Here is a 20,317-nt window from a genome sequence, read left to right as displayed (position 1 = left end):
TCCCAGAAAGGTTCACTCCCTTCTCAAATAAGTATGTTTATTTTAACAATATAAAAAAATGTAATGAATAGGAAAAAAGTAGTGAGTGCTAAAGCTCTAAATACTAGATTGGTCAACACACTGCTGAAGTAAGTTGACCTTTCCATCCTGGCAAAAAGCGAGATTCCGGCGAAGGTCCAGGGTTTTATGAAATTGACGAGCATGACAACAACAAAGGTCCTTTTGAAAGTAAAAAGGACTATGTGGTATTCAACAACATTCTCATGTTCGAAGTGAATAAATATAAAAAGTAAATAACATCAAAGCCATCTAGTCTAACTAGGTGGCTTTTGCGTTTGTTCGACAGTTTTCGGCAATTTTAAGGCAAATTTAAGCTTCCATTTCATTTCAATTATATTAAATCTTTGTTACAATAAGACAGCTTTGCCCGAAGACACGTTCATAGTTTGGACATCTTTTGTTCATCAATTCTTAAAAATTTTATGTTTTGGTATGAAACTCTTTTGATGATCCATGCGTCTTTATAAGTGTCAAAAGAAAAGAGGTTATCAATATGCTATTCAAAAAGCTATCAGAAAATAAGTCTGTAAAATGGATAGGATATACAAGCTTTTACTTACTTATTTTGCTATTATTGTTCTTTATTTACGGATTCCATACAGCAAATACGGGATCATTCATTTACAACGATTTTTAATTGGAGATTAAACTATGAAACTATTACACACGATTCATGAATACCAACAAACGAAACCGACACAGCCAGCATTTGTTTCTCAACATGCTTCGATCACATATGATGAGCTTTGGCGTCTATCAGACCAAATGGCTGGTGCGATTGATACAGTCGCAACTGACAGTGCACCTGTCATTGTATACGGTCATATGGAGCCAGAGATGCTGATTTCTTTTTTAGGCAGTGTGAAATCAGGCAGACCCTATATTCCGGTCGATATCTCCATACCTGTCGAGCGCATCGTCTCAATCATTGAAAGCTCAAAAGCCAGTCTATTGATATGTGCAAATGAGCAGAATGTATTAGATGTAGAAGAACACATTGAAGTGAAGAGTGCGGCATCGCTGTTATCGCTTGAAAAAGAAGCACCGCCATCCACGCAGTGGGTTCAACAAGATGATGTTTTCTACATTATTTATACGTCTGGCAGTACCGGGAAACCGAAAGGCGTTCAGGTAACAGCCAGCAATTTAGAAAGCTTTACAGGATGGATGTGCCGCGATTTCCCAATCGACGAGGGGCGCACGTTCTTAAATCAAGCACCGTTTTCTTTTGACTTATCAGTGATGGATCTCTATCCAGCGCTTCAATCAGGCGGCACGCTTTACTGTTTAGTGAAAGATCTTGTGAATAAGCCAAAGGATATGTTTGCAGCGCTTGGTCAATCTGACGTTGAAGTGTGGACATCCACACCTTCCTTTGTCCAAATGTGTTTAATGGATCCTTCCTTTACAGGGGAGCTTTTACCAGAGTTGAAAGTTTTCTTGTTCTGCGGAGAGGCACTTCCTGTCACTGTAGCAAGTGCGCTTCTTGAGCGTTTTCCTAAAGCGCAGGTCTTTAATACGTATGGTCCAACTGAAGCAACTGTTGCGATTACATCGATTGAAGTCACGCAGGAGATTCTTGATCATCACGATTCTTTACCAGTCGGTTATGCCAAACCTGATACAGATATCGTCATTTTAGATGAAGAAGGCAAGACACTCCCTGATGGGGAAAAAGGGGAAATTGTCATCGTGGGGCCAAGCGTCACAAAAGGCTACTTAGGTGAACAAGCCTTAACGGATAAAGTGTTTTTCGAACATGAAGGACGCCCTGCTTACCGCACAGGTGACGCAGGTGTGGCGCAGGATGGTTTGATTACGTGCCACGGTCGTCTGGACTATCAAATTAAGCTACATGGATACCGGATGGAGCTTGAAGAAATTGAATATCATGTGAGCGAGACAACGTATGTCAATGCTTGTGTGATTGTGCCATTCCAGCCAAACGGGCATGTGGAGTACTTAATTGCAGCCATTGTTCCAACTGAGCATTCCTTTGAAAAAGAATATCAGCTGACAAGTGGGATTAAGAAAGAATTGGCGGATTCACTGCCTGCGTACATGATTCCAAGAAAGTTTGTCTATCTTGAGCAGCTGTACATGACGCCAAACGGGAAGGTTGACCGTAAAAGAATCGCGAAAGAGGTTCTTCTATGATTCCGTTTAGTTCATTCTTTTTCTTCATTCTAATTGGTATTCTTCTTTTGCCGACGATGATTCTTGGTCTTCGCGGCAAAAGAATGCAGGGCTACAACATGTTTGCAACGGTTGTGGCGCTGGCGCTTATTTTCTCAAAGGATGCACATGGCGCTTTGCTGCTGTTCCTGTTTACAGTGTGGCAAGTCTTGATCATCCGTCTATACCTTGCGTACCGGTTGAAGGCGAACAAGGCGTCTGTTTTCTATATGGCAGTGGTGGCATCGATTTTGCCGCTTGTACTATCAAAGGTTTTACCGTTCTTTTTAACTCATCATCCGCATCAACCGCCACCAATGAACTGGCTGAGCTTTTTGGGGATCTCGTACTTAACATTTAAAGGTGTTCAGTTAATTATCGAGACAAGAGACGGCTTGATTAAAAAGAAAATCCCGATTCACCGTTTGGTCTATTTCATCGTCTTTTTCCCGACGATTTCATCCGGTCCAATCGATCGTTACCGCCGGTTTGAAAAGGATATGGATACACCGCCTGAAAAAGAAGCGTACAGTGACCTTCTATATGCAGGGATTCATAAAATTTTTATTGGGTTCTTATATAAGTTCATTATTGGTTATCTCATTCACACATATATTCTCATGAATATTCACCACATTAGCAGCAGTCACTTTGTTCAACAGTTAACGTATATGTATGCGTACAGTATGTATTTGTTCTTTGACTTTGCTGGATATACAGCATTTGCTGTAGGTGTGAGTTATATCATGGGCATTAAATCACCAGAAAACTTTAATAAACCGTTTATCAGCCGTAATATTAAAGACTTCTGGAATCGCTGGCACATGTCGCTGTCCTTTTGGTTCAGAGATTATGTGTTTATGAGATTTGTGTTCTTTATGACAAAGAAGAAGTGGATCAAGAACCGGATGGCTGTATCAAATATTGGGTACTTTGTCCTCTTTCTATTGATGGGTGCTTGGCATGGTCTAGCCCTTCAATACATTATTTACGGACTATATCACGCAGTTGTGATGTCCGGTTACAATTTATTTGAGAAGTGGAATAAAAAGCACAAGTGGTGGCCGGATAATAAGGCCACAATGGTTGTGTCGATCATTATTACATTCCATGTGATTTGTTTCGGATTTTATATTTTTTCAGGAAAACCATTTCATCATTAATGATTAAGGGAGTAGAAAATTATGGAATTTAAAAATCAAGTATACGGTATTATTGCAGAGGTTTGTCAGGACGACGTTGTGAAAGAAAATCCAGAGATTGCAATTTTTGACGAAGGTCTTCTAGATTCATTTGGTACAGTAGAACTACTTATGGCAATTGAAAGTCAACTTGGAATTACTGTTCCGATTACAGAGTTTGATCGTGATGTGTGGGATACACCGAATCACATTGCTGAGCAGCTGGCAGAGATGAAGTAATGAAAAAGCGTTTTTTTGGGCCGCTTATTTTAGCGGCTGTTCTATTCATTGGTGTTCTTCTTGTACCAAATGCATGGCTCTCACATCTGATCCCAAAAGACAAATTACAAAAGTCAGCCACAGAATTAGATCCAGGGATGTTTCAAGGGCTTTATTTACAAGATGAAATGCTAAAAGATCCAACTTATTTGCCGATCTATGGATCTTCTGAACTATCACGTTTTGATCCATATCACCCTTCGAATTTCTTTCATGAAAATCCTCAAGGGTTTACACCTTATCTTGTTGGAAAAGGTGGATCGCAATCATTAATTCATGCCATGAACTTTGCAGCGCATATGGATGAATTAAAAGGGAAAAAGCTTGTGTTTATCGTGTCCCCGCAGTGGTTTGTCAAAGGGGGATCAGACGAGAATCACTTTGCTCCTAACTATTCAGCGCTTCAGGCGCTTGATCTCGCTTATAATAAAGAAATTGATCCAGCTGTGAAAAAAAAGCTCATCAAAAGAATCATGAAGTTTAAGGCAGTAAAGAACGACATGGTCATCACAGAACTTTTTAAAGCAGAGCTTTCTGGGAACAAATTCGCCTATGGCGCGATTTCTCCTATTGCAAAAATGTATTATGGCATGCTTCAAAAGAAAGACATGTACTATACGATCGGGTCTGGGCATGAGCGCAAGCATCATCCGTCTCCTTCAGTGAAAGGGAAGACATGGACTGAGCTTGAAAAAGAAGCGAGCGTCCTAGGATCTGAAAAAGCAGGGGACAACCCGTTTTATATTGATCAGAGATTGTTTGATCGAAAGCTGAAGCCGATCATGAAAAAGATGAAGGATTCTCGTCGTGACAATTCTTATGCAGCATCACCTGAATATAAAGATTTCCAGATCATGCTGGATATTTTAAAACAGGCAGGGGCGAAGCCTTTATTCGTGACGATTCCCGTCAACGGAAAATGGTATGATTACACTGGTTTTCCGAAAGAGGGACGTACAGATTATTATCAAAAAATCAATCGTCAAATTCGAGATAATGGGTATGAAGTCGCAGATTTGACTTCGCATGAGTATGACCCATATTTCTTTAAGGATACGATTCATGTGTCGTATAAAGGATGGGTATACATCGATAAGGCGATCGAAAAGTTTTACAAAGAGCAGTAGATTGCAGCAGCTTTCTGCTGCTTTTTGTTTGTCGAATGAGTGGATTTCTTGTATAAATAGGGTGGAAGGGCTATGCTGAATATGGAGGCGATACGATGAATCGTTCTGAGAAAAAAGAACTATTAAAGCGTTCAAAGAAGCATTTTAATGATCATGCCTTTTGGGGAAAGTTAAAAAAGACGGCACAAAAAGCTGGAGTTTCTCTTGTCTATGCTGTGCTATTACTTTATTATACATTGCAAAAACCCGAAGTACCGGTTAAAGCGAAGACCCTCATCATTGGGGCGCTAGGGTACTTTATCCTTCCGATTGACCTGATCCCTGATACATTGGTGGGGATCGGCTACACAGATGATCTAGGCGCCATCACATTTGCTCTGCTTCAAGTCGCAATGTACATTGATGACGATGTCAAAGGAAAAGCAAAAGACAGGCTTGGAAAATGGTTCGGTGAAAAAAGCGATACGTCTTTCATTGATCAAAAGCTTGAAGATGGCGGTATGCCGTCTGCTTAAAGAAAAGCCTCCTAAACGGAGGCTTTTTTCATTATCCTAAAAATTTCACACAAACCGGATGCGGAACGGTGATGTCTGATTGTAAGACAGTGAGTTGACCGGTTTCTTTGTCACGTTTGTATAACACAAGATTACTAGATTCTTGGTTTGAGCCGACGAGAAATTCTTCTGTTGGATCAAGGACAAAGTCTCTAGGCCAATTTCCTTCAGATGAAGCAATTTCAACGAGGCTTAGTTTGCCGTCATGATCTGCTTTGAAAATGGCAATGCTGTCATGTCCACGATTTCCTGCATACACAAATTGACCGTCAGAAGACACATGAATGGCGCTGCCTTGATTATTCTCTGTGAAGTCATTAGGAATGGTTGCGATCGTTTGGATCTCTTCGAAATGACCATCTTCAAAGTAACGAAGTACAATGACCTCTGAGCTGAGCTCTGTCATGACATAGGCCACAGGTTTCGTTGGGTGGAATGTGATATGACGAGGGCCGCTGCCTGGTTTTGTTTCAAATGTATGGGCAAGCTCAAGTTTGCCGTTTTCTTTCTTATACGTATAAATACCGTCTGTGCCAAGGTCAACAGCCACCGCAAATTGTTCATCAGGCGTCAAACCCATAAAGTGGGTGTGCGGTTTTTCTTGACGGTCTTCGTTTGGTCCAGTGCCTTCATGCTGCGCCTGTGACAGTTTGCGGATCACTGAGCCGTTTTCAGCATCAATTTCATACATCTCTGCTGTTCCTTTATGATAGTTTGCTGTAAACGCCGTTTTCGTTTGGCTGTCCACGCTGACGTGACAAGGAGAAGCCCCATCGGCAAGCTCTTGGTTGATGAAACGAAGTGCGCCGGTGTCGGCATCAATTTGATACGCAGCAAGCCCGCCCTGTGCTCCTTCTTTCACAACAGCATACACAAACTTTTGAGAATCTGAGACAGTTAAATATGTAGGATTTTCAAGTTCGGCAGCCACTTCTACTTGTTCAATCTGCTGCTTGTCCGTATTTAAAGTAAAAGAATAGATTCCTTTGCTGTCTCCCTTTGTATACGTTCCGATATAACCTCTGATGTTAGCCATGTATTGCCCTCCTTCTATTAGATGCTCTCATTCTATCACAAATTCATAGGAAAACGCTTTAGAAAGGCATGCTGTAGGAAAAAACAAACGCAATGAAATCTCACAATATTCTTCAAAAACCGTGTGAAAAAATATTACAAAAGCTTGTTCAAAAGAAAACCGTTCATGTAGAGTAAATAAATTGAAGAAAAAATACAAAAAATTTTAAGTTTTTTCATTCCTTGTCTAGCAAAGGTGTAAGCGTATACATTTTATTTTGATTAGTCTAAATTGTCTAATAATTTTAAAAATGCTGTTGACACTGTATGGAAAGCGGCGTAAGATGGGTTCAACAAAAGCAAACAGACACGCAGAGTAAGCGTGAGACACTTCAATATAAAGTGTCTGAAAATTCAACTACTTTTTGTTTGAAAGAGAGGGTGCTCACTGAAGATGGAAGACCAAAAGGAACAGTGGATCTTTTTAAACGATGAACTCGTGAAAAAAGAGGATGCGAAAATTTCAGTTTATGATCATGGCTTCTTATATGGTGACGGTGTGTTCGAAGGAATACGTGTATATAACGGAAATATCTTTCGAATGAAAGAACATTTAGACCGCCTGTATGATTCCGCTAGATCCATTATGCTGAACATTCCATATTCACTTGAGGAGCTCACTGAAAAAATGATTCATACAGTTGAAAGGAACGGCCTAAAAGATGCCTATATCCGCCTTGTTGTCTCAAGAGGAGCCGGTGATCTTGGCTTAGATCCAAACAACTGCGGGAGAGCCAACACAGTGATCATTGTAGAGCCGCTGGCCATCTTTCCAAAGCACCTATATGAAACAGGTATTGATATTGTGACAGTACCAACGAGGCGAAATCGTCCTGACGTACTAAGTCCAAAAGTGAAATCATTAAACTATTTGAATAACATCCTTGTCCGAATCGAAGCCCATATGGCCGGTGTGAGTGAAGCGCTGATGCTGAACGATCAAGGGTACGTGGCAGAAGGTTCTGCAGACAATGTGTTTATTTATAAAAAAGGTAAGCTCTATACACCGCCAGGTTATATCGGCGCTCTTGAAGGCATCACAAGAAATGCCATCATGGAGATTGCAGAAGACTTAGGCTACGAAGTGAAAGAAGAACCTTTCACAAGACATGATGTGTATACAGCTGAAGAAGTCTTCCTGACAGGAACCGCTGCCGAAGTCATCGCTGTTGTAAAAGTTGACGGTCGTATCATTGGCGAAGGAAAACCAGGGTTCCACACAAACAAACTTCTTGAACAATTCCGCAAGCGAGTCGTTGAAGAAGGAGAAAAAGTAGTCTTTACCGATGAGAACATTCACGCAAGCTAAATAGATATCGATAAACGTTGAAGAGGACTAGTAGCTTTAGAGTCAGTATCTACAGAGAGCCGGTGCTAGCTGGAAACCGGTGTTACTTTCTAAAGTGAACTCACCTCTGAGTGTCTGCTTGAAATGATAGTAGGGCAGACCGAGTGACATTGCATCACTCGTTACCAAAATGGATGAAAGATGTCCATGAGACGGCAGATGATTTGCCGTGAACAAGGGTGGTACCGCGAAAAACAAAGCTTTTTCGCCCCTTTGACCTAGTGAAAAGTAGTGTCATTGTGGGGTGAGAAGGCTTTTTTATATGGTCTCATATCTCTATCTTGAATGGAAAAGGGTGAAAGGACTTGACTGAAGCAAGACAAAGAGGAGGAAATCAAATGGGGACAAATGTACAAATGGAGACGGAAAAATCAAATGCACCACAAACGATGAACGGTGCACTCATGTTAATTGAAGCACTCAAAAGAGAAAAAGTAGAAGTCATTTTTGGTTATCCTGGCGGAGCCGTTTTACCGATCTACGATAAAATTTACGATTCTGGTTTATTTCATGTCCTGCCAAGACATGAGCAAGGAGCGATTCACGCAGCGGAGGGATACGCAAGAGTATCTGGTAAACCAGGTGTTGTTATTGCCACATCAGGACCGGGGGCAACAAACCTAGTCACAGGAATTGCAGATGCGATGATTGATTCACTACCTATGGTTATCTTCACTGGACAGGTGGCAACCTCAGTCATTGGATCAGATGCTTTCCAAGAAGCAGATGTACTTGGTATCACAATGCCAATCACAAAACACAGCTATCAAGTGAGACGTCCAGAAGAGTTACCGGGTGTCATTAAAGAGGCATTTCACATCGCAACAACCGGCAGACCTGGTCCAGTCTTGATTGATATTCCAAAAGATGTCGCTGGTATTGAAGGGACATTTGAATACGATCAGCCAATTGATTTGCCTGGTTATCAGCCGAAAATTGAGCCGAATTATTTGCAAATTCGCAAGTTAGTAGAAGCTGTAAGTAGAGCAAAGAAACCAGTTATTCTAGCAGGAGCTGGCGTTCTTCATGGCAAAGCTTCGGAAGAATTAAGGCAATATGTAGAGCAGCAGCAAATCCCTGTCGCTCATACATTGCTTGGGCTTGGCGGATTCCCAGCAAAGCATCCTCTGTTCCTAGGAATGGCGGGTATGCACGGCACATATGCAGCGAACATGGCACTACATCAATGTGACTTACTCATTTCAATCGGAGCGAGATTTGATGACAGGGTAACCGGCAACCTCAATCATTTTGCAAAGCATGCGAAGGTGGCTCACATTGACATCGACCCAGCGGAAATTGGTAAAAACATTCACACCCATATCCCAGTTGTTGGTGACAGTAAGCTAGTGCTTCAAGAACTGATCAAGCAGGACGGGAAACAAGGTGAATCAGACGAGTGGAAGAGCCAGCTAAATCAGTGGAAGGAAGAATATCCACTCTGGTATGTCGAAAACGAAGCTGAAGGTTTTAAACCTCAAAAGCTGATTGAATACATTCATCAATTCACAAAAGGTGAAGCCATTGTGGCAACTGATGTTGGACAGCATCAAATGTGGGCTGCACAGTTCTATCCATTTGAAAATGCCGATAAATGGGTGACATCTGGTGGGCTTGGCACAATGGGATTTGGTTTACCGGCAGCGATTGGCGCGCAGCTAGCTGATCAAGAGGCAACGGTTGTGGCGATTTTAGGAGACGGAGGTTTCCAAATGACCCTGCAAGAACTTGCCGTTATCCGTGAGCTGAACCTTCCAGTGAAAGTGATTGTTCTGAATAATCACAGTCTTGGAATGGTAAGACAATGGCAAGAAATTTTTTACGAAGAACGCTACTCACATTCTAAATTTTCAGAGCAGCCAGACTTCGTAAAATTATCTGAAGCTTATGGCATTAAAGGGATCAGAATCTCATCAGACGAAGAGGCGCAAGAAAAGCTCGAAGAAGCATTAACGTCTAGAGAGCCTGTTTTCATCGATGTCAATGTAGCGAGAGATGAGAAAGTATTCCCGATGGTAGCACCGGGGAAAGGACTTCATGAGATGGTGGGGGTGAAACCTTGAAAAGAATTATTGTGTTGACTGTATTAAATCGATCAGGCGTACTGAACAGAATCACAGGCCTTTTTACCAAAAGACACTACAACATTGAAAGCATTACGGTCGGCCATTCTGAGATTCAAGATGTATCACGCATCACGTTCGTCGTCCATGTAGACCAGGAGAAAGACATCGAACAGCTGACAAAACAGCTGAACAAACAAATCGATGTCCTCAAAGTAACGGATATTACAAACCAATCAATCGTTCAGCGAGAGCTGGCTTTGATAAAAGTCGTATCTGCACCAGCATCTAGAATGGAGATCACGGGGGTCATTGAACCTTTTAGAGCTTCTATTGTAGATGTGAGCAGAGAAAGTGTCGTCATTCAGGTGACAGGTGAGTCTTCAAAAATTGAAGCACTCATTGAATTACTTAAGCCATACGGCATTAAAGAAGTCGCCAGAACTGGCACCACGGCCTTTGCGAGAGATAATCAGCAAAAGCCGCAAACAAATAAAACAATTTCAATTGTCTAAACAAAAGGAGAGAGTCAAATGGTAAAAGTATATTATAACGGTGATATTCAAGAAAACGTATTAAACGGTCAAAAGGTAGCTATCATTGGTTACGGATCACAAGGTCATGCACATGCATTGAACTTAAAAGAGAGCGGCGTAGATGTCATTGTCGGCGTAAGAAAAGGCGGATCTTATACAAAAGCACAAGAAGACGGTCATCAAGTATTCACAGTAAAAGAAGCAGCAGCACAAGCAGATGTCGTCATGGTATTACTTCCAGATGAGCAGCAAAAGAAAGTATATGATGAAGAAATCAAAGATCAATTAGAAGCAGGGAATTCACTTGTATTCGCACACGGATTCAACGTTCACTTCCATCAAATTGTTCCGCCAAGTGACGTAGATGTGTATCTTGTGGCTCCAAAAGGTCCAGGACATCTTGTCAGAAGAACATATGAGCAAGGCGCTGGTGTACCTGCACTATTTGCAATCTATCAAGATGTATCTGGTCAAGCGAAAGACAAAGCACTTGCTTATGCAAAAGCAATCGGTGGAGCAAGAGCGGGCGTTCTTGAAACAACATTTAAAGAAGAAACAGAAACGGATCTATTCGGTGAGCAGGCAGTTCTTTGTGGAGGTCTTACTTCATTAGTAAAAGCAGGTTTTGAAACATTAACAGAAGCTGGTTATCAGCCAGAGCTTGCATACTTCGAGTGTCTGCATGAACTGAAATTGATCGTTGACCTTATGTATGAAGAAGGATTAGAAGGTATGAGATATTCAATCTCTGATACAGCGCAATGGGGTGACTTCGTATCAGGACCACGCGTTGTGGATGCCAAAGTAAAAGAATCAATGAAAGCAGTCTTGACTGACATCCAAAACGGAACATTCGCGAAAGAATGGATTGTTGAAAACCAAGTAAATCGTCCACGTTTCAATGCGATCAATGCAAATGAGAATGAGCACCAAATTGAAATCGTCGGAAGAAAGCTTCGTGAAATGATGCCTTTCGTTAAACAAGGAAAGAAAAAGGAAGCGGTGAGCGTCGGTGCGAAAAATTAATTTTTTTGACACAACACTTCGAGATGGAGAGCAATCACCAGGAGTGAACTTAAATGCACAAGAAAAACTAATCATTGCTAAGCAGCTTGAGCGCCTTGGGGTTAATATTATTGAAGCGGGTTTTCCCGCTTCATCCCGAGGGGATTTCTTAGGCGTACAAGAAATTGCAAGAACGATTAAGAACTGTTCAGTTGCAGGACTTGCACGATGTGTGAAAGGTGACATTGATGCTGCATGGGACGCATTAAAAGATGGAGCTCAACCAAGAATACACGTCTTTATTGCGACTTCTGACATTCACCTCAAGCATAAACTAAAGAAAACACGTGAAGAAGTGGTTGAACAAGCTGTTTCAATGGTGAAATATGCGAAAGAGCGCTTCCCAGTTGTTCAGTGGTCAGCAGAAGATGCATGCCGGACAGATCTTTCTTTCCTAGCAGAAATTGTAGAAAAAGTGATCGACGCAGGCGCAAGTGTCATTAACTTACCTGACACTGTTGGATACCTAGCACCAAAAGAGTACGGAAATATCTTTAAATATATGAAGGAACACGTTCCAAATATCGATCAAGTCATCTTGTCAGCACACTGTCATGATGATTTAGGAATGGCTGTAGCGAACTCACTTGCTGCCATTGAAAACGGAGCAGATCAAATTGAAACAGCTGTCAACGGTATTGGAGAGCGCGCAGGAAATGCTGCTTTAGAAGAAATTGCAGTTGCCCTTCATATTCGCAAAGACTTTTACCAAGTCGAATCAACCATTCAGTTGAATGAAATTAAGCGCACAAGTGATGTAGTGAGCAAATACTCAGGTATGATTGTACCGCGTAATAAAGCAGTCGTTGGAAACAATGCATTTGCCCATGAATCAGGTATTCACCAAGATGGATTCCTCAAAGAAAAAACAACCTATGAAATTATCTCTCCAGAGCTTGTAGGCGTCACAACAGATGTGCTTGTCCTTGGTAAACACTCCGGAAGACACGCGTTTAAAGACCGCTTAAAAACACTCGGCTTTAAATTGACTGAAGAAGAAATCAATAAGTTCTTCGAAACTTTTAAGAACTTAACAGAGAAGAAGAAAGAAATCACAGATGATGATTTAATCTCTATTATATTAGAAGAAAAAGTAGCAGACCGTAAAATTGGCTATGAATTTGAAAGTCTTCAAGTTCATTATGGGACAGAGCAAATGCCGACAGCAACAGTCTCTCTTAAAAATCAAGAAACGCAGGAAGTCATTCAAGAAGCAGCTACAGGTGCAGGCAGTGTAGAAGCTGTGTACAACACGCTTGAGCGCTGTATGGAGGAAAGAATTCATTTGCTAGACTATCGTATTCAATCCAATGGAAAAGGCAGAGACGCACTAGCGGAAGTATATGTCACTGTTTCAATAGAAGGAAAAGAAACAGCAGGACGCGGTGTAGCGCAAGATGTGCTGGAAGCATCGGCTAAAGCTTACGTCAATGCAGTGAATAGACATTTAATCTTTAAATCAAACCTAATAGAAATTGAGAAACATCACGCCATCTCATAAGAAAGGAGGAAGGGACTCATGAAAAAGAAAATTGCACTTTTGCCCGGCGATGGAATCGGACCGGAAGTCGTCACATCAGCCGTCGCTGTCCTGAAAGAGACAGCGGCTCAATTTCAACACGAATTTGAATTCGAAACAGCTCTCATTGGCGGTATAGCGATAGATGAAAAAAACAATCCGCTCCCTAAAGAAACAGTAGAAGTGTGCAAAAGCGCAGATGCGATTTTATTAGGAGCCGTTGGCGGACCGAAGTGGGATCAAAACCCGCCAGAACTTCGCCCAGAAAAAGGCTTGCTCTCCATTCGCAAGCAGCTGGACTTATTTGCGAACATCCGCCCTGTCAAAGTATTTGATAGCTTGAGTGAGGCTTCGCCGTTAAAACAAGATCACATTAGCGGAGTAGATTTCGTCATCGTTCGTGAATTAACTGGAGGCCTCTACTTTGGCGAACCAAGTGAGCGCTACACGGATGATGAAGGAAAAGAAGCTGCGGTTGATACACTTCTTTATACAAAGGAAGAGATTGTTCGTGTATTAAAAGAAGCGTTCGACATGGCATTAACGAGACGGAAAAAAGTAACGTCTGTGGATAAAGCAAATGTTCTCGCTTCGAGTAAACTATGGCGGGATGCGGTAGAAGAAGTTGCATCCCAATATTCAGATGTCGCATATGAGCACATGCTCGTCGATAATGCCGCGATGCAACTTATTTATAAGCCCGCTCAATTTGATGTCATCGTGACAGAGAATATGTTTGGTGACATTTTAAGTGACGAAGCATCTATGATTACTGGCTCACTCGGCATGCTGCCATCTGCTAGTTTATCAAGCACCGGCCTTCATTTATATGAGCCGATTCATGGTTCAGCACCCGATATTGCGGGGCAAAATGTCGCAAACCCTCTGGCTACTATATTGTCAGCAGCCAGCTTGCTTAGAACATCCTTTGCTTTAGAAGAAGAAGCGGCCGCAATTGAAGCAGCTGTGGAAGCCGTTCTTGCCTCTGGCAAACGAACAAAGGACCTAGCATCAAAAGAGGGAACGTATGAAACGACTGATGATATCACGAAAGCCGTTGTAGATGCACTCAAACAACGTACGAAAACCATTGTATAAATAGAAATCTTGTTGAATTAGGTAGAGGGAGGAAAAAGGGTTATGCCTCGAACAATCATCGAAAAAATATGGGATCAGCATGTTGTCAAAAATGGCGAGGGAAAACCAGACCTTTTATATATTGATCTGCACTTGGTGCATGAGGTGACGTCACCTCAAGCATTTGAAGGATTAAGACAAAAAGGGCGCAAGGTGCGAAGACCACAAAACACATTTGCGACGATGGATCACAACATTCCGACTGTGAATCGATTTGTGATCAAAGATGAGATTGCGAAGAAGCAAGTCAGTGCTCTAGAGCGCAACTGTGCTGAATTCGGGGTCCGTCTAGCTGACCTTCACAGTGTAGACCAAGGAATCGTTCATGTCGTTGGACCAGAGCTTGGTTTAACACTTCCGGGTAAAACAATCGTGTGTGGAGATAGTCATACATCTACTCATGGCGCGTTTGGTGCACTTGCCTTTGGGATTGGCACAAGTGAGGTTGAGCATGTGCTTTCCACACAAACACTTTGGCAGCAGCGTCCGAAGACACTAGAAATTAGAGTAGACGGAACGCTTCAAAAAGGGGTAACAGCCAAAGATGTCATTTTAGCAGTCATTGGCGCACATGGCGTGAAGTTTGGTTCAGGTTATGTCATTGAATACACTGGGGAAGTATTCAGAAACATGTCAATGGATGAGCGGATGACCGTTTGTAATATGTCAATTGAAGCAGGCGCAAGAGCAGGATTGATCGCACCTGATGAAGTGACCTTTGAATATTGCCGCGGACGCAAATACGCACCGCAGGGTGAAGATTTCGAAGCAGCGATAAAAGAATGGAAAGAACTAAGAACAGATCCGGGTGCGACCTATGATAAAACCATTGTTTTAGATGGAAATCATATTTCACCAATGGTCACGTGGGGAATTAACCCAGGAATGGTGCTCCCAGTGGATGCAGCCATTCCAGGACCTGAAGATTTTGCACAAGAAGATGACCAAAAAGAAGCAAAACGTGCTTATGAATACATGGGGGTTCATCCTCATCAGCGTATTGAAGATATTACGATTGAGCATGTGTTTATTGGCTCATGTACGAACTCAAGAATGACTGATTTACGCCAAGCCGCTTCTATGATTGAAGGACAAAAAGTAGCTGATCATGTCAGAGCGATTGTGGTTCCTGGCTCACAAAGTGTCAAACTGCAAGCAGAAGAAGAAGGTCTTCATGAAATTTTCCTAGAAGCAGGATTTGAATGGAGAGAATCTGGCTGTAGTATGTGCCTCAGTATGAATAACGATGTGGTCCCAGAAGGTGAACGCTGTGCATCTACATCAAACCGTAACTTTGAGGGACGTCAAGGGAAGGGTGCAAGAACGCATCTAGTCAGCCCTGCAATGGCTGCAATGGCTGCCATACATGGCCGATTTGTCGATGTCAGGAAGTTTAATCAAGAGAAAACAGTCGTGTAAGGAGTTGTGTCATAGATGGAGCCTTTAGTCACTCATAAAGGAAAAGCCGCTGTGCTTAACCGTATAAATGTAGATACAGATCAAATCATTCCAAAACAGTTTTTGAAAAGAATCGAACGAACAGGATATGGCCGATTTGCCTTTTTTGACTGGCGATATTTAGCAGATGGCAGTCCGAATCCAGATTTTGAACTCAATCAGCCGATTTATGAAGGAGCCTCTATTTTGATCGCAGGCGAAAACTTTGGCTGCGGGTCATCAAGGGAACACGCGCCTTGGGCACTTGATGATTATGGTTTCAAAATTGTCATTGCCCCATCTTTCGCCGATATATTTCATCAAAACTGTTTTAAAAACGGGATGCTTCCAATCCGCCTTGATTATGATGTGTGGAAAACGTTTGCTGCATCATATGAAAACAAAGGATATGAGATGACAGTTGATCTGGAAAAACAACAGATTCAAGACCATGAAGGGAATGTTACTCCTTTCGATGTAGATCCACACTGGAGAGAAATGCTCCTGAATGGCTATGATGAGATTTCATTAACATTGTTACTAGAAGATGAGATTCAAGCATTTGAAGAGAAACGTAGCAGCTGGCTGCGTGCATAAACAACGAGAAGCCGTCCCCGTGGTGTGACGGCTTCTTTTTTGCATGAAAACCTCTCGTTACTTGTGTTTACTAACCTTCGTTGGTAAACTGATAAAAAATATGCGCCCGAAAGGAACGTAAGCATGAAACATGACAAGAAGAAAGATAATGTCATTTTGTTTCCTGGTCTGAAAGAAAGACTGATTGAAAAAGGAATGGCAGCATTAAAAGATAAACAGTATCAAGAGGCGCTTCACTTATTTTCAGAAGCGAAATCGTATGATGACGATGAAGAATCCGATATTCATCTCGGTATGGCGATTTGTTTTCTAGAGCTTGGTGAGCTGCAGGATGCAAAGCGAGTCTGTGAAAAGATGCTACATGAAGGATATGGACACTATTTCACTGTGCTTCAAGTATATATGACCATCTTAATTCAGCTGAAAGAGTACGAGGAAGTCAAACAAACAATTGAGGCAGTCCTTGAAGAAAATCACCTTCCAGCAGAAAGCGCGGAGCATTTTTATAAGCTGCTTGAATTTAGCAGAAAGATGATTGAATCACCAGAAGAGATTTTAGACGAAGACGAGGAAGGCAGCGGAGAAATCAATATAGATGAAATGCTCGAGCGGCCAGAAGAGCAGGTGCAGTTCATCCATTCGCTGAAAGACCGAAACATCACGCCGCATATGGGTCTATTAAATACGATCCTACAAAAGCCTGATGGAAACCCTTTGGTCAAATCATTGATCCTGCAACTTCTGTCAGATCATGATGTGGCAAAGCCGGTTCATGTGACGAAGTTCGGTGATTCTTTAACGCTTGTTCCTTCTGAGGCTGTCAAGCCAGAGCAAATGCCACTGCTTCAGCAAGTCCTTCGAAAGCTCGATGACACACTCGGCAATGAGAACCCAACCCTTTACCAAGGAGTTGAAGAGTTATGGCGCCGGCACTTATTTGTGCTATATCCATTTCTTCCTAAATATACGGATCCGAGTCTTTGGGCTGCGGCACTTCATAAAGTCGGCTATGAAATGCATGGAATCGAGATTGACCTCGAAGAATTGCATTTATTGTATGATTTTAACGAACGAGAGCTGAGAGAAGCTTGTACAATGCTGAAAGATATTGAAGAAATTTCTTATTTGTAATTTGTCGATTTAGTTGAAAGACGGACTTGTTATGTTATAATATAATGGTTGTATTTGTGCATATATCGTGCGGTTGTAAGATTCCAACGGTTGAAAGACGTTATGTATAATCAAGTCAAATGTTGTATACATAAGACCGCTTCTTTAGCGGAGTGCGTGGTTTTTGATTGGACGAAGTCTTTATGATGCTTTAGAATGTAACAACGCACAATCTGAATAGATTTTTGGAGGGAAACACATATGTCAGTAAAATGGGAAAAACAAGAAGGTAACGAAGGTGTCTTAACAGTAGAAGTTGACGCTGAAACATTTAACAAAGCACTTGATGATGCATTTAAGAAAGTAGTTAAGCAAGTATCAATCCCTGGATTCCGTAAAGGGAAAGTACCACGTGGTCTTTTCGAGCAGCGTTTTGGAGTAGAATCTCTTTATCAAGATGCACTAGATATTCTTCTTCCAGTTGAATATCCGAAAGCAATCGACGAAGCTGGTATCGAGCCGGTTGACCGCCCTGAAATCGATGTTGAGAAAATCGAAAAAGGCGAAAGCTTAATCTTCATTGCAAAAGTAACAGTGAAGCCAGAAGTAAAACTTGGTGACTACAAAGGTCTTAACGTAGAAAAAGACGACACATCTGTATCTGATGAAGATGTCCAAGAAGAGTTAAAAGCTATGCAAAACCGTCAAGCTGAGCTTGTTGTCAAAGAAGAAGGCGCAATCGAAAACGGCGATACAGTTGTTCTAGATTTCGAAGGATTCGTTGATGGAGAAGCATTCGAAGGCGGAAAAGCTGAGAACTACTCTCTTGAAGTAGGTTCTGGTTCATTCATCCCTGGTTTCGAAGAGCAATTGGTTGGTCTTGAAGCAGGTGCAGAAAAAGACGTTGAAGTGACATTCCCAGAAGAATATCATGCTGAAGACCTTGCAGGTAAACCAGCTGTATTCAAAGTAAAAATTCATGAAATCAAAGCAAAAGAACTTCCAGCACTTGACGATGAGTTCGCTAAAGATGTTGATGAAGAAGTTGAAACGATTGCTGAATTAACTGAAAAAACGAAGAAACGTCTTGAAGAAGCAAAAGAAAACGAAGCAGAAGGCAAACTTCGTGAAGAGCTAGTAGCAAAAGCTTCTGAAAATGCGGAAGTTGACGTTCCTCAAGCGATGGTTGACACTGAGCTAGACCGCATGATGAAAGAATTCGAACAACGTCTTCAAATGCAAGGGATGAACCTTGAGCTTTACTTCCAGTTCTCTGGACAAGATGAAGATGCGCTAAAAGAGCAAATGAAAGAAGATGCTGCTAAACGCGTAAAATCTAATCTTACTCTTGAAGCAATTGCTGCTGCAGAAGACCTACAAGTGTCTGATGAAGAAGTGGAAGAAGAACTTTCAAAAATGGCTGAAGCATACAACATGCCAGTTGAAAATATCAAACAAGCGATCGGTTCTACTGAAGCAATGAAAGAAGATTTAAAAGTTCGTAAAGCAATTGATTTTCTTGTAGAAAACCGTTAATATGGTGCATAATAATAAAACAGGGCGCGAGTGACTCGTGCCTTGTTTTGTACAATTTTTGACTTATCATCGCTTCTTTTGGAAACGATAGTGTAAGTCGCATCTTTCTGTCATACATATCTCAATGTGCAGTGTTACAAACACATCATTACCGTCTTTTAGGAAAGTATGGTAAAATGCATACATACTGGACCCAGAAGGGTAGCTGACTGTTAGCTACAGGCAAGTGAAGAAGAATAAGGGGTGAAAGAATGTTTAAATTCAACGAGGAAAAAGGTCAATTAAAATGCTCGTTTTGCGGAAAAACGCAAGATCAAGTGCGTAAACTGGTCGCAGGACCTGGCGTATATATATGTGATGAATGTATCGAGCTTTGCACGGAAATAGTTGAAGAAGAGCTCGGTACTGAGGAAGAAGTTGAATTCAAGGATGTTCCGAAACCTCATGAAATCCGGGAAATTCTTGATGAATATGTCATCGGACAAGAGAATGCGAAGAAATCCTTAGCTGTAGCGGTTTATAACCATTACAAGCGGATTAATTCCAACAGTAAGATTGATGATGTTGAGCTTTCGAAAAGTAACATCTCTATGATTGGACCAACAGGAAGCGGTAAAACATTACTTGCTCAAACGCTTGCACGTATTTTAAATGTTCCATTTGCGATTGCAGATGCGACGTCTTTAACAGAAGCAGGTTACGTTGGGGAAGACGTAGAGAATATTTTACTAAAGCTGATCCAAGCAGCAGATTATGATGTAGAAAAAGCTGAAAAAGGCATTATCTACATCGATGAGATCGATAAAGTAGCAAGAAAATCAGAAAACCCTTCTATCACTCGTGATGTATCTGGGGAAGGTGTACAGCAAGCCCTTTTGAAAATTCTTGAAGGAACAGTCGCTAGTGTACCGCCTCAAGGTGGACGTAAACATCCTCATCAAGAATTCATTCAAATTGATACAACAAATATCCTCTTCATTTGTGGTGGAGCCTTTGACGGCATTGAGCAAATCATCAAACGCCGCCTAGGTCAAAAAGTGATTGGATTTGGTGCGGAAAATAAAATTGAAGATCTTGAAAAAGAAGTCCTTCTATCAAAAGTTCTGCCAGAAGACTTACTTCGCTTCGGTTTAATCCCAGAATTCATCGGTCGTCTTCCGGTTATTGCAAGCCTAGAGCCGTTAGATGAAAAAGCACTTGTAGAAATCTTGACGAAGCCTAAAAATGCGCTCGTTAAGCAATATACAAAAATGCTTGAGCTTGATGATGTTGAGCTTGAGTTTGAAGAAGACGCTCTTAGCGAAATTGCGAAAAAAGCAATTGAGCGTAAAACAGGAGCTCGTGGTCTTCGCTCCATCATCGAAGGCATCATGCTTGATGTGATGTTTGATCTTCCATCTCGTGATGATATTGAGAAATGTGTCATTACTGGTGCAACGGTTGCTGATGGTGAGCCGCCACGTCTTGTCTTAAAAGACGGTACAGTCGTGAATAAAGATACAAAAACATCAGCATAAGC

18 protein-coding genes and 1 other annotated feature are annotated in these 20,317 nt (G+C 41.6%); of the genes, 17 read left to right on the top strand and 1 reads right to left on the bottom strand.

What is annotated here, in order from left to right:
• Positions 1-547: 547 nt before the first annotated feature.
• The 6 genes from ACNO7B_RS12785 to ACNO7B_RS12760 all read left to right on the top strand — a co-directional run bounded on the left by ACNO7B_RS12785 (position 548) and on the right by ACNO7B_RS12760 (position 5,337).
• Positions 548-697, top strand: a complete 150-nt coding sequence (locus ACNO7B_RS12785; protein WP_024427820.1) for a teichoic acid D-Ala incorporation-associated protein DltX — start codon at positions 548-550, stop codon at positions 695-697.
• A 14-nt stretch (positions 698-711) separates the two neighbouring features.
• Positions 712-2,217: a D-alanine--poly(phosphoribitol) ligase subunit DltA gene (dltA, locus tag ACNO7B_RS12780; RefSeq protein ID WP_417901581.1), complete on the top strand. Its 1,506-nt coding sequence runs from the start codon at positions 712-714 to the stop codon at positions 2,215-2,217.
• Positions 2,214-3,398, top strand: a complete 1,185-nt coding sequence (dltB, locus tag ACNO7B_RS12775; RefSeq protein WP_417901580.1) for a D-alanyl-lipoteichoic acid biosynthesis protein DltB — start codon at positions 2,214-2,216, stop codon at positions 3,396-3,398. The genes dltA and dltB overlap by 4 nt, the downstream gene beginning before the upstream one ends.
• A 21-nt stretch (positions 3,399-3,419) precedes the next feature.
• A complete protein-coding gene (gene dltC, locus ACNO7B_RS12770; protein ID WP_003216498.1) occupies positions 3,420-3,656 on the top strand; it encodes a D-alanine--poly(phosphoribitol) ligase subunit 2 in 237 nt (78 codons plus the stop codon).
• Positions 3,656-4,822 carry a D-alanyl-lipoteichoic acid biosynthesis protein DltD gene (gene dltD / locus ACNO7B_RS12765; RefSeq protein WP_058336571.1) on the top strand — a complete coding sequence of 389 codons (1,167 nt, stop codon included), beginning with the start codon at positions 3,656-3,658 and terminating at the stop codon, positions 4,820-4,822. Before dltC ends, dltD begins: the two co-directional genes overlap by 1 nt.
• Before the next feature lie 95 nt (positions 4,823-4,917).
• Entirely contained in the window at positions 4,918-5,337 is a 420-nt protein-coding gene (locus ACNO7B_RS12760) for a YkvA family protein (protein WP_417901579.1), read from the top strand.
• Between the two features lie 31 nt (positions 5,338-5,368).
• On the opposite strand, the gene ACNO7B_RS12755 is transcribed toward ACNO7B_RS12760, so the two are convergent.
• Positions 5,369-6,412, bottom strand: a complete 1,044-nt coding sequence (locus tag ACNO7B_RS12755) for a lactonase family protein (protein WP_417901578.1) — start codon at positions 6,410-6,412, stop codon at positions 5,369-5,371.
• A gap of 432 nt (positions 6,413-6,844) precedes the next feature.
• Here ACNO7B_RS12755 and ilvE point away from each other — a divergent pair, with 432 nt between their 5' ends.
• The 11 genes from ilvE to clpX all read left to right on the top strand — a co-directional run bounded on the left by ilvE (position 6,845) and on the right by clpX (position 20,315).
• Entirely contained in the window at positions 6,845-7,759 is a 915-nt protein-coding gene (ilvE, locus tag ACNO7B_RS12750; protein ID WP_008342856.1) for a branched-chain-amino-acid transaminase, read from the top strand.
• Positions 7,760-7,767: 8 nt separating this feature from the next.
• Positions 7,768-8,014 (top strand) — a binding site (T-box leader).
• A 122-nt stretch (positions 8,015-8,136) separates the two neighbouring features.
• Entirely contained in the window at positions 8,137-9,861 is a 1,725-nt protein-coding gene (ilvB, locus tag ACNO7B_RS12745; protein ID WP_008342854.1) for an acetolactate synthase large subunit, read from the top strand.
• Positions 9,858-10,376 carry an acetolactate synthase small subunit gene (ilvN, locus tag ACNO7B_RS12740; RefSeq protein WP_007501584.1) on the top strand — a complete coding sequence of 173 codons (519 nt, stop codon included), beginning with the start codon at positions 9,858-9,860 and terminating at the stop codon, positions 10,374-10,376. The genes ilvB and ilvN overlap by 4 nt, the downstream gene beginning before the upstream one ends.
• An 18-nt stretch (positions 10,377-10,394) precedes the next feature.
• The gene (gene ilvC / locus ACNO7B_RS12735) at positions 10,395-11,423 is read left to right on the top strand and encodes a ketol-acid reductoisomerase (protein WP_007501581.1); all 1,029 of its coding nucleotides are present in this window, start codon (positions 10,395-10,397) and stop codon (positions 11,421-11,423) included.
• The gene (locus tag ACNO7B_RS12730) at positions 11,410-12,963 is read left to right on the top strand and encodes a 2-isopropylmalate synthase (RefSeq protein ID WP_008342850.1); all 1,554 of its coding nucleotides are present in this window, start codon (positions 11,410-11,412) and stop codon (positions 12,961-12,963) included. Before ilvC ends, ACNO7B_RS12730 begins: the two co-directional genes overlap by 14 nt.
• Positions 12,964-12,981: 18 nt before the next feature.
• Positions 12,982-14,079: a 3-isopropylmalate dehydrogenase gene (leuB, locus tag ACNO7B_RS12725; RefSeq protein ID WP_411238052.1), complete on the top strand. Its 1,098-nt coding sequence runs from the start codon at positions 12,982-12,984 to the stop codon at positions 14,077-14,079.
• A gap of 42 nt (positions 14,080-14,121) precedes the next feature.
• A complete protein-coding gene (gene leuC, locus ACNO7B_RS12720) occupies positions 14,122-15,537 on the top strand; it encodes a 3-isopropylmalate dehydratase large subunit (protein ID WP_007501575.1) in 1,416 nt (471 codons plus the stop codon).
• A gap of 15 nt (positions 15,538-15,552) precedes the next feature.
• The gene (gene leuD / locus ACNO7B_RS12715) at positions 15,553-16,152 is read left to right on the top strand and encodes a 3-isopropylmalate dehydratase small subunit (protein ID WP_008342843.1); all 600 of its coding nucleotides are present in this window, start codon (positions 15,553-15,555) and stop codon (positions 16,150-16,152) included.
• Between the two features lie 123 nt (positions 16,153-16,275).
• A complete protein-coding gene (gene ddcA / locus ACNO7B_RS12710) occupies positions 16,276-17,283 on the top strand; it encodes a DNA damage checkpoint antagonist DdcA (RefSeq protein ID WP_007501571.1) in 1,008 nt (335 codons plus the stop codon).
• A 240-nt stretch (positions 17,284-17,523) separates the two neighbouring features.
• Positions 17,524-18,798 carry a trigger factor gene (gene tig / locus ACNO7B_RS12705; protein WP_417901577.1) on the top strand — a complete coding sequence of 425 codons (1,275 nt, stop codon included), beginning with the start codon at positions 17,524-17,526 and terminating at the stop codon, positions 18,796-18,798.
• Positions 18,799-19,049: 251 nt separating this feature from the next.
• Positions 19,050-20,315: an ATP-dependent protease ATP-binding subunit ClpX gene (gene clpX, locus ACNO7B_RS12700; RefSeq protein ID WP_007501568.1), complete on the top strand. Its 1,266-nt coding sequence runs from the start codon at positions 19,050-19,052 to the stop codon at positions 20,313-20,315.
• Positions 20,316-20,317: the final 2 nt, after the last annotated feature.

Origin of the sequence: Bacillus sp. AK25 (assembly GCF_048270685.1) — a bacterium.
In the GTDB taxonomy this organism is placed as follows: Bacteria; Bacillota; Bacilli; order Bacillales; family Bacillaceae; genus Bacillus; species Bacillus altitudinis.
Note: the sequence above shows the minus strand (reverse complement) of the source record. Positions and strands in the feature narration are given on the sequence as shown.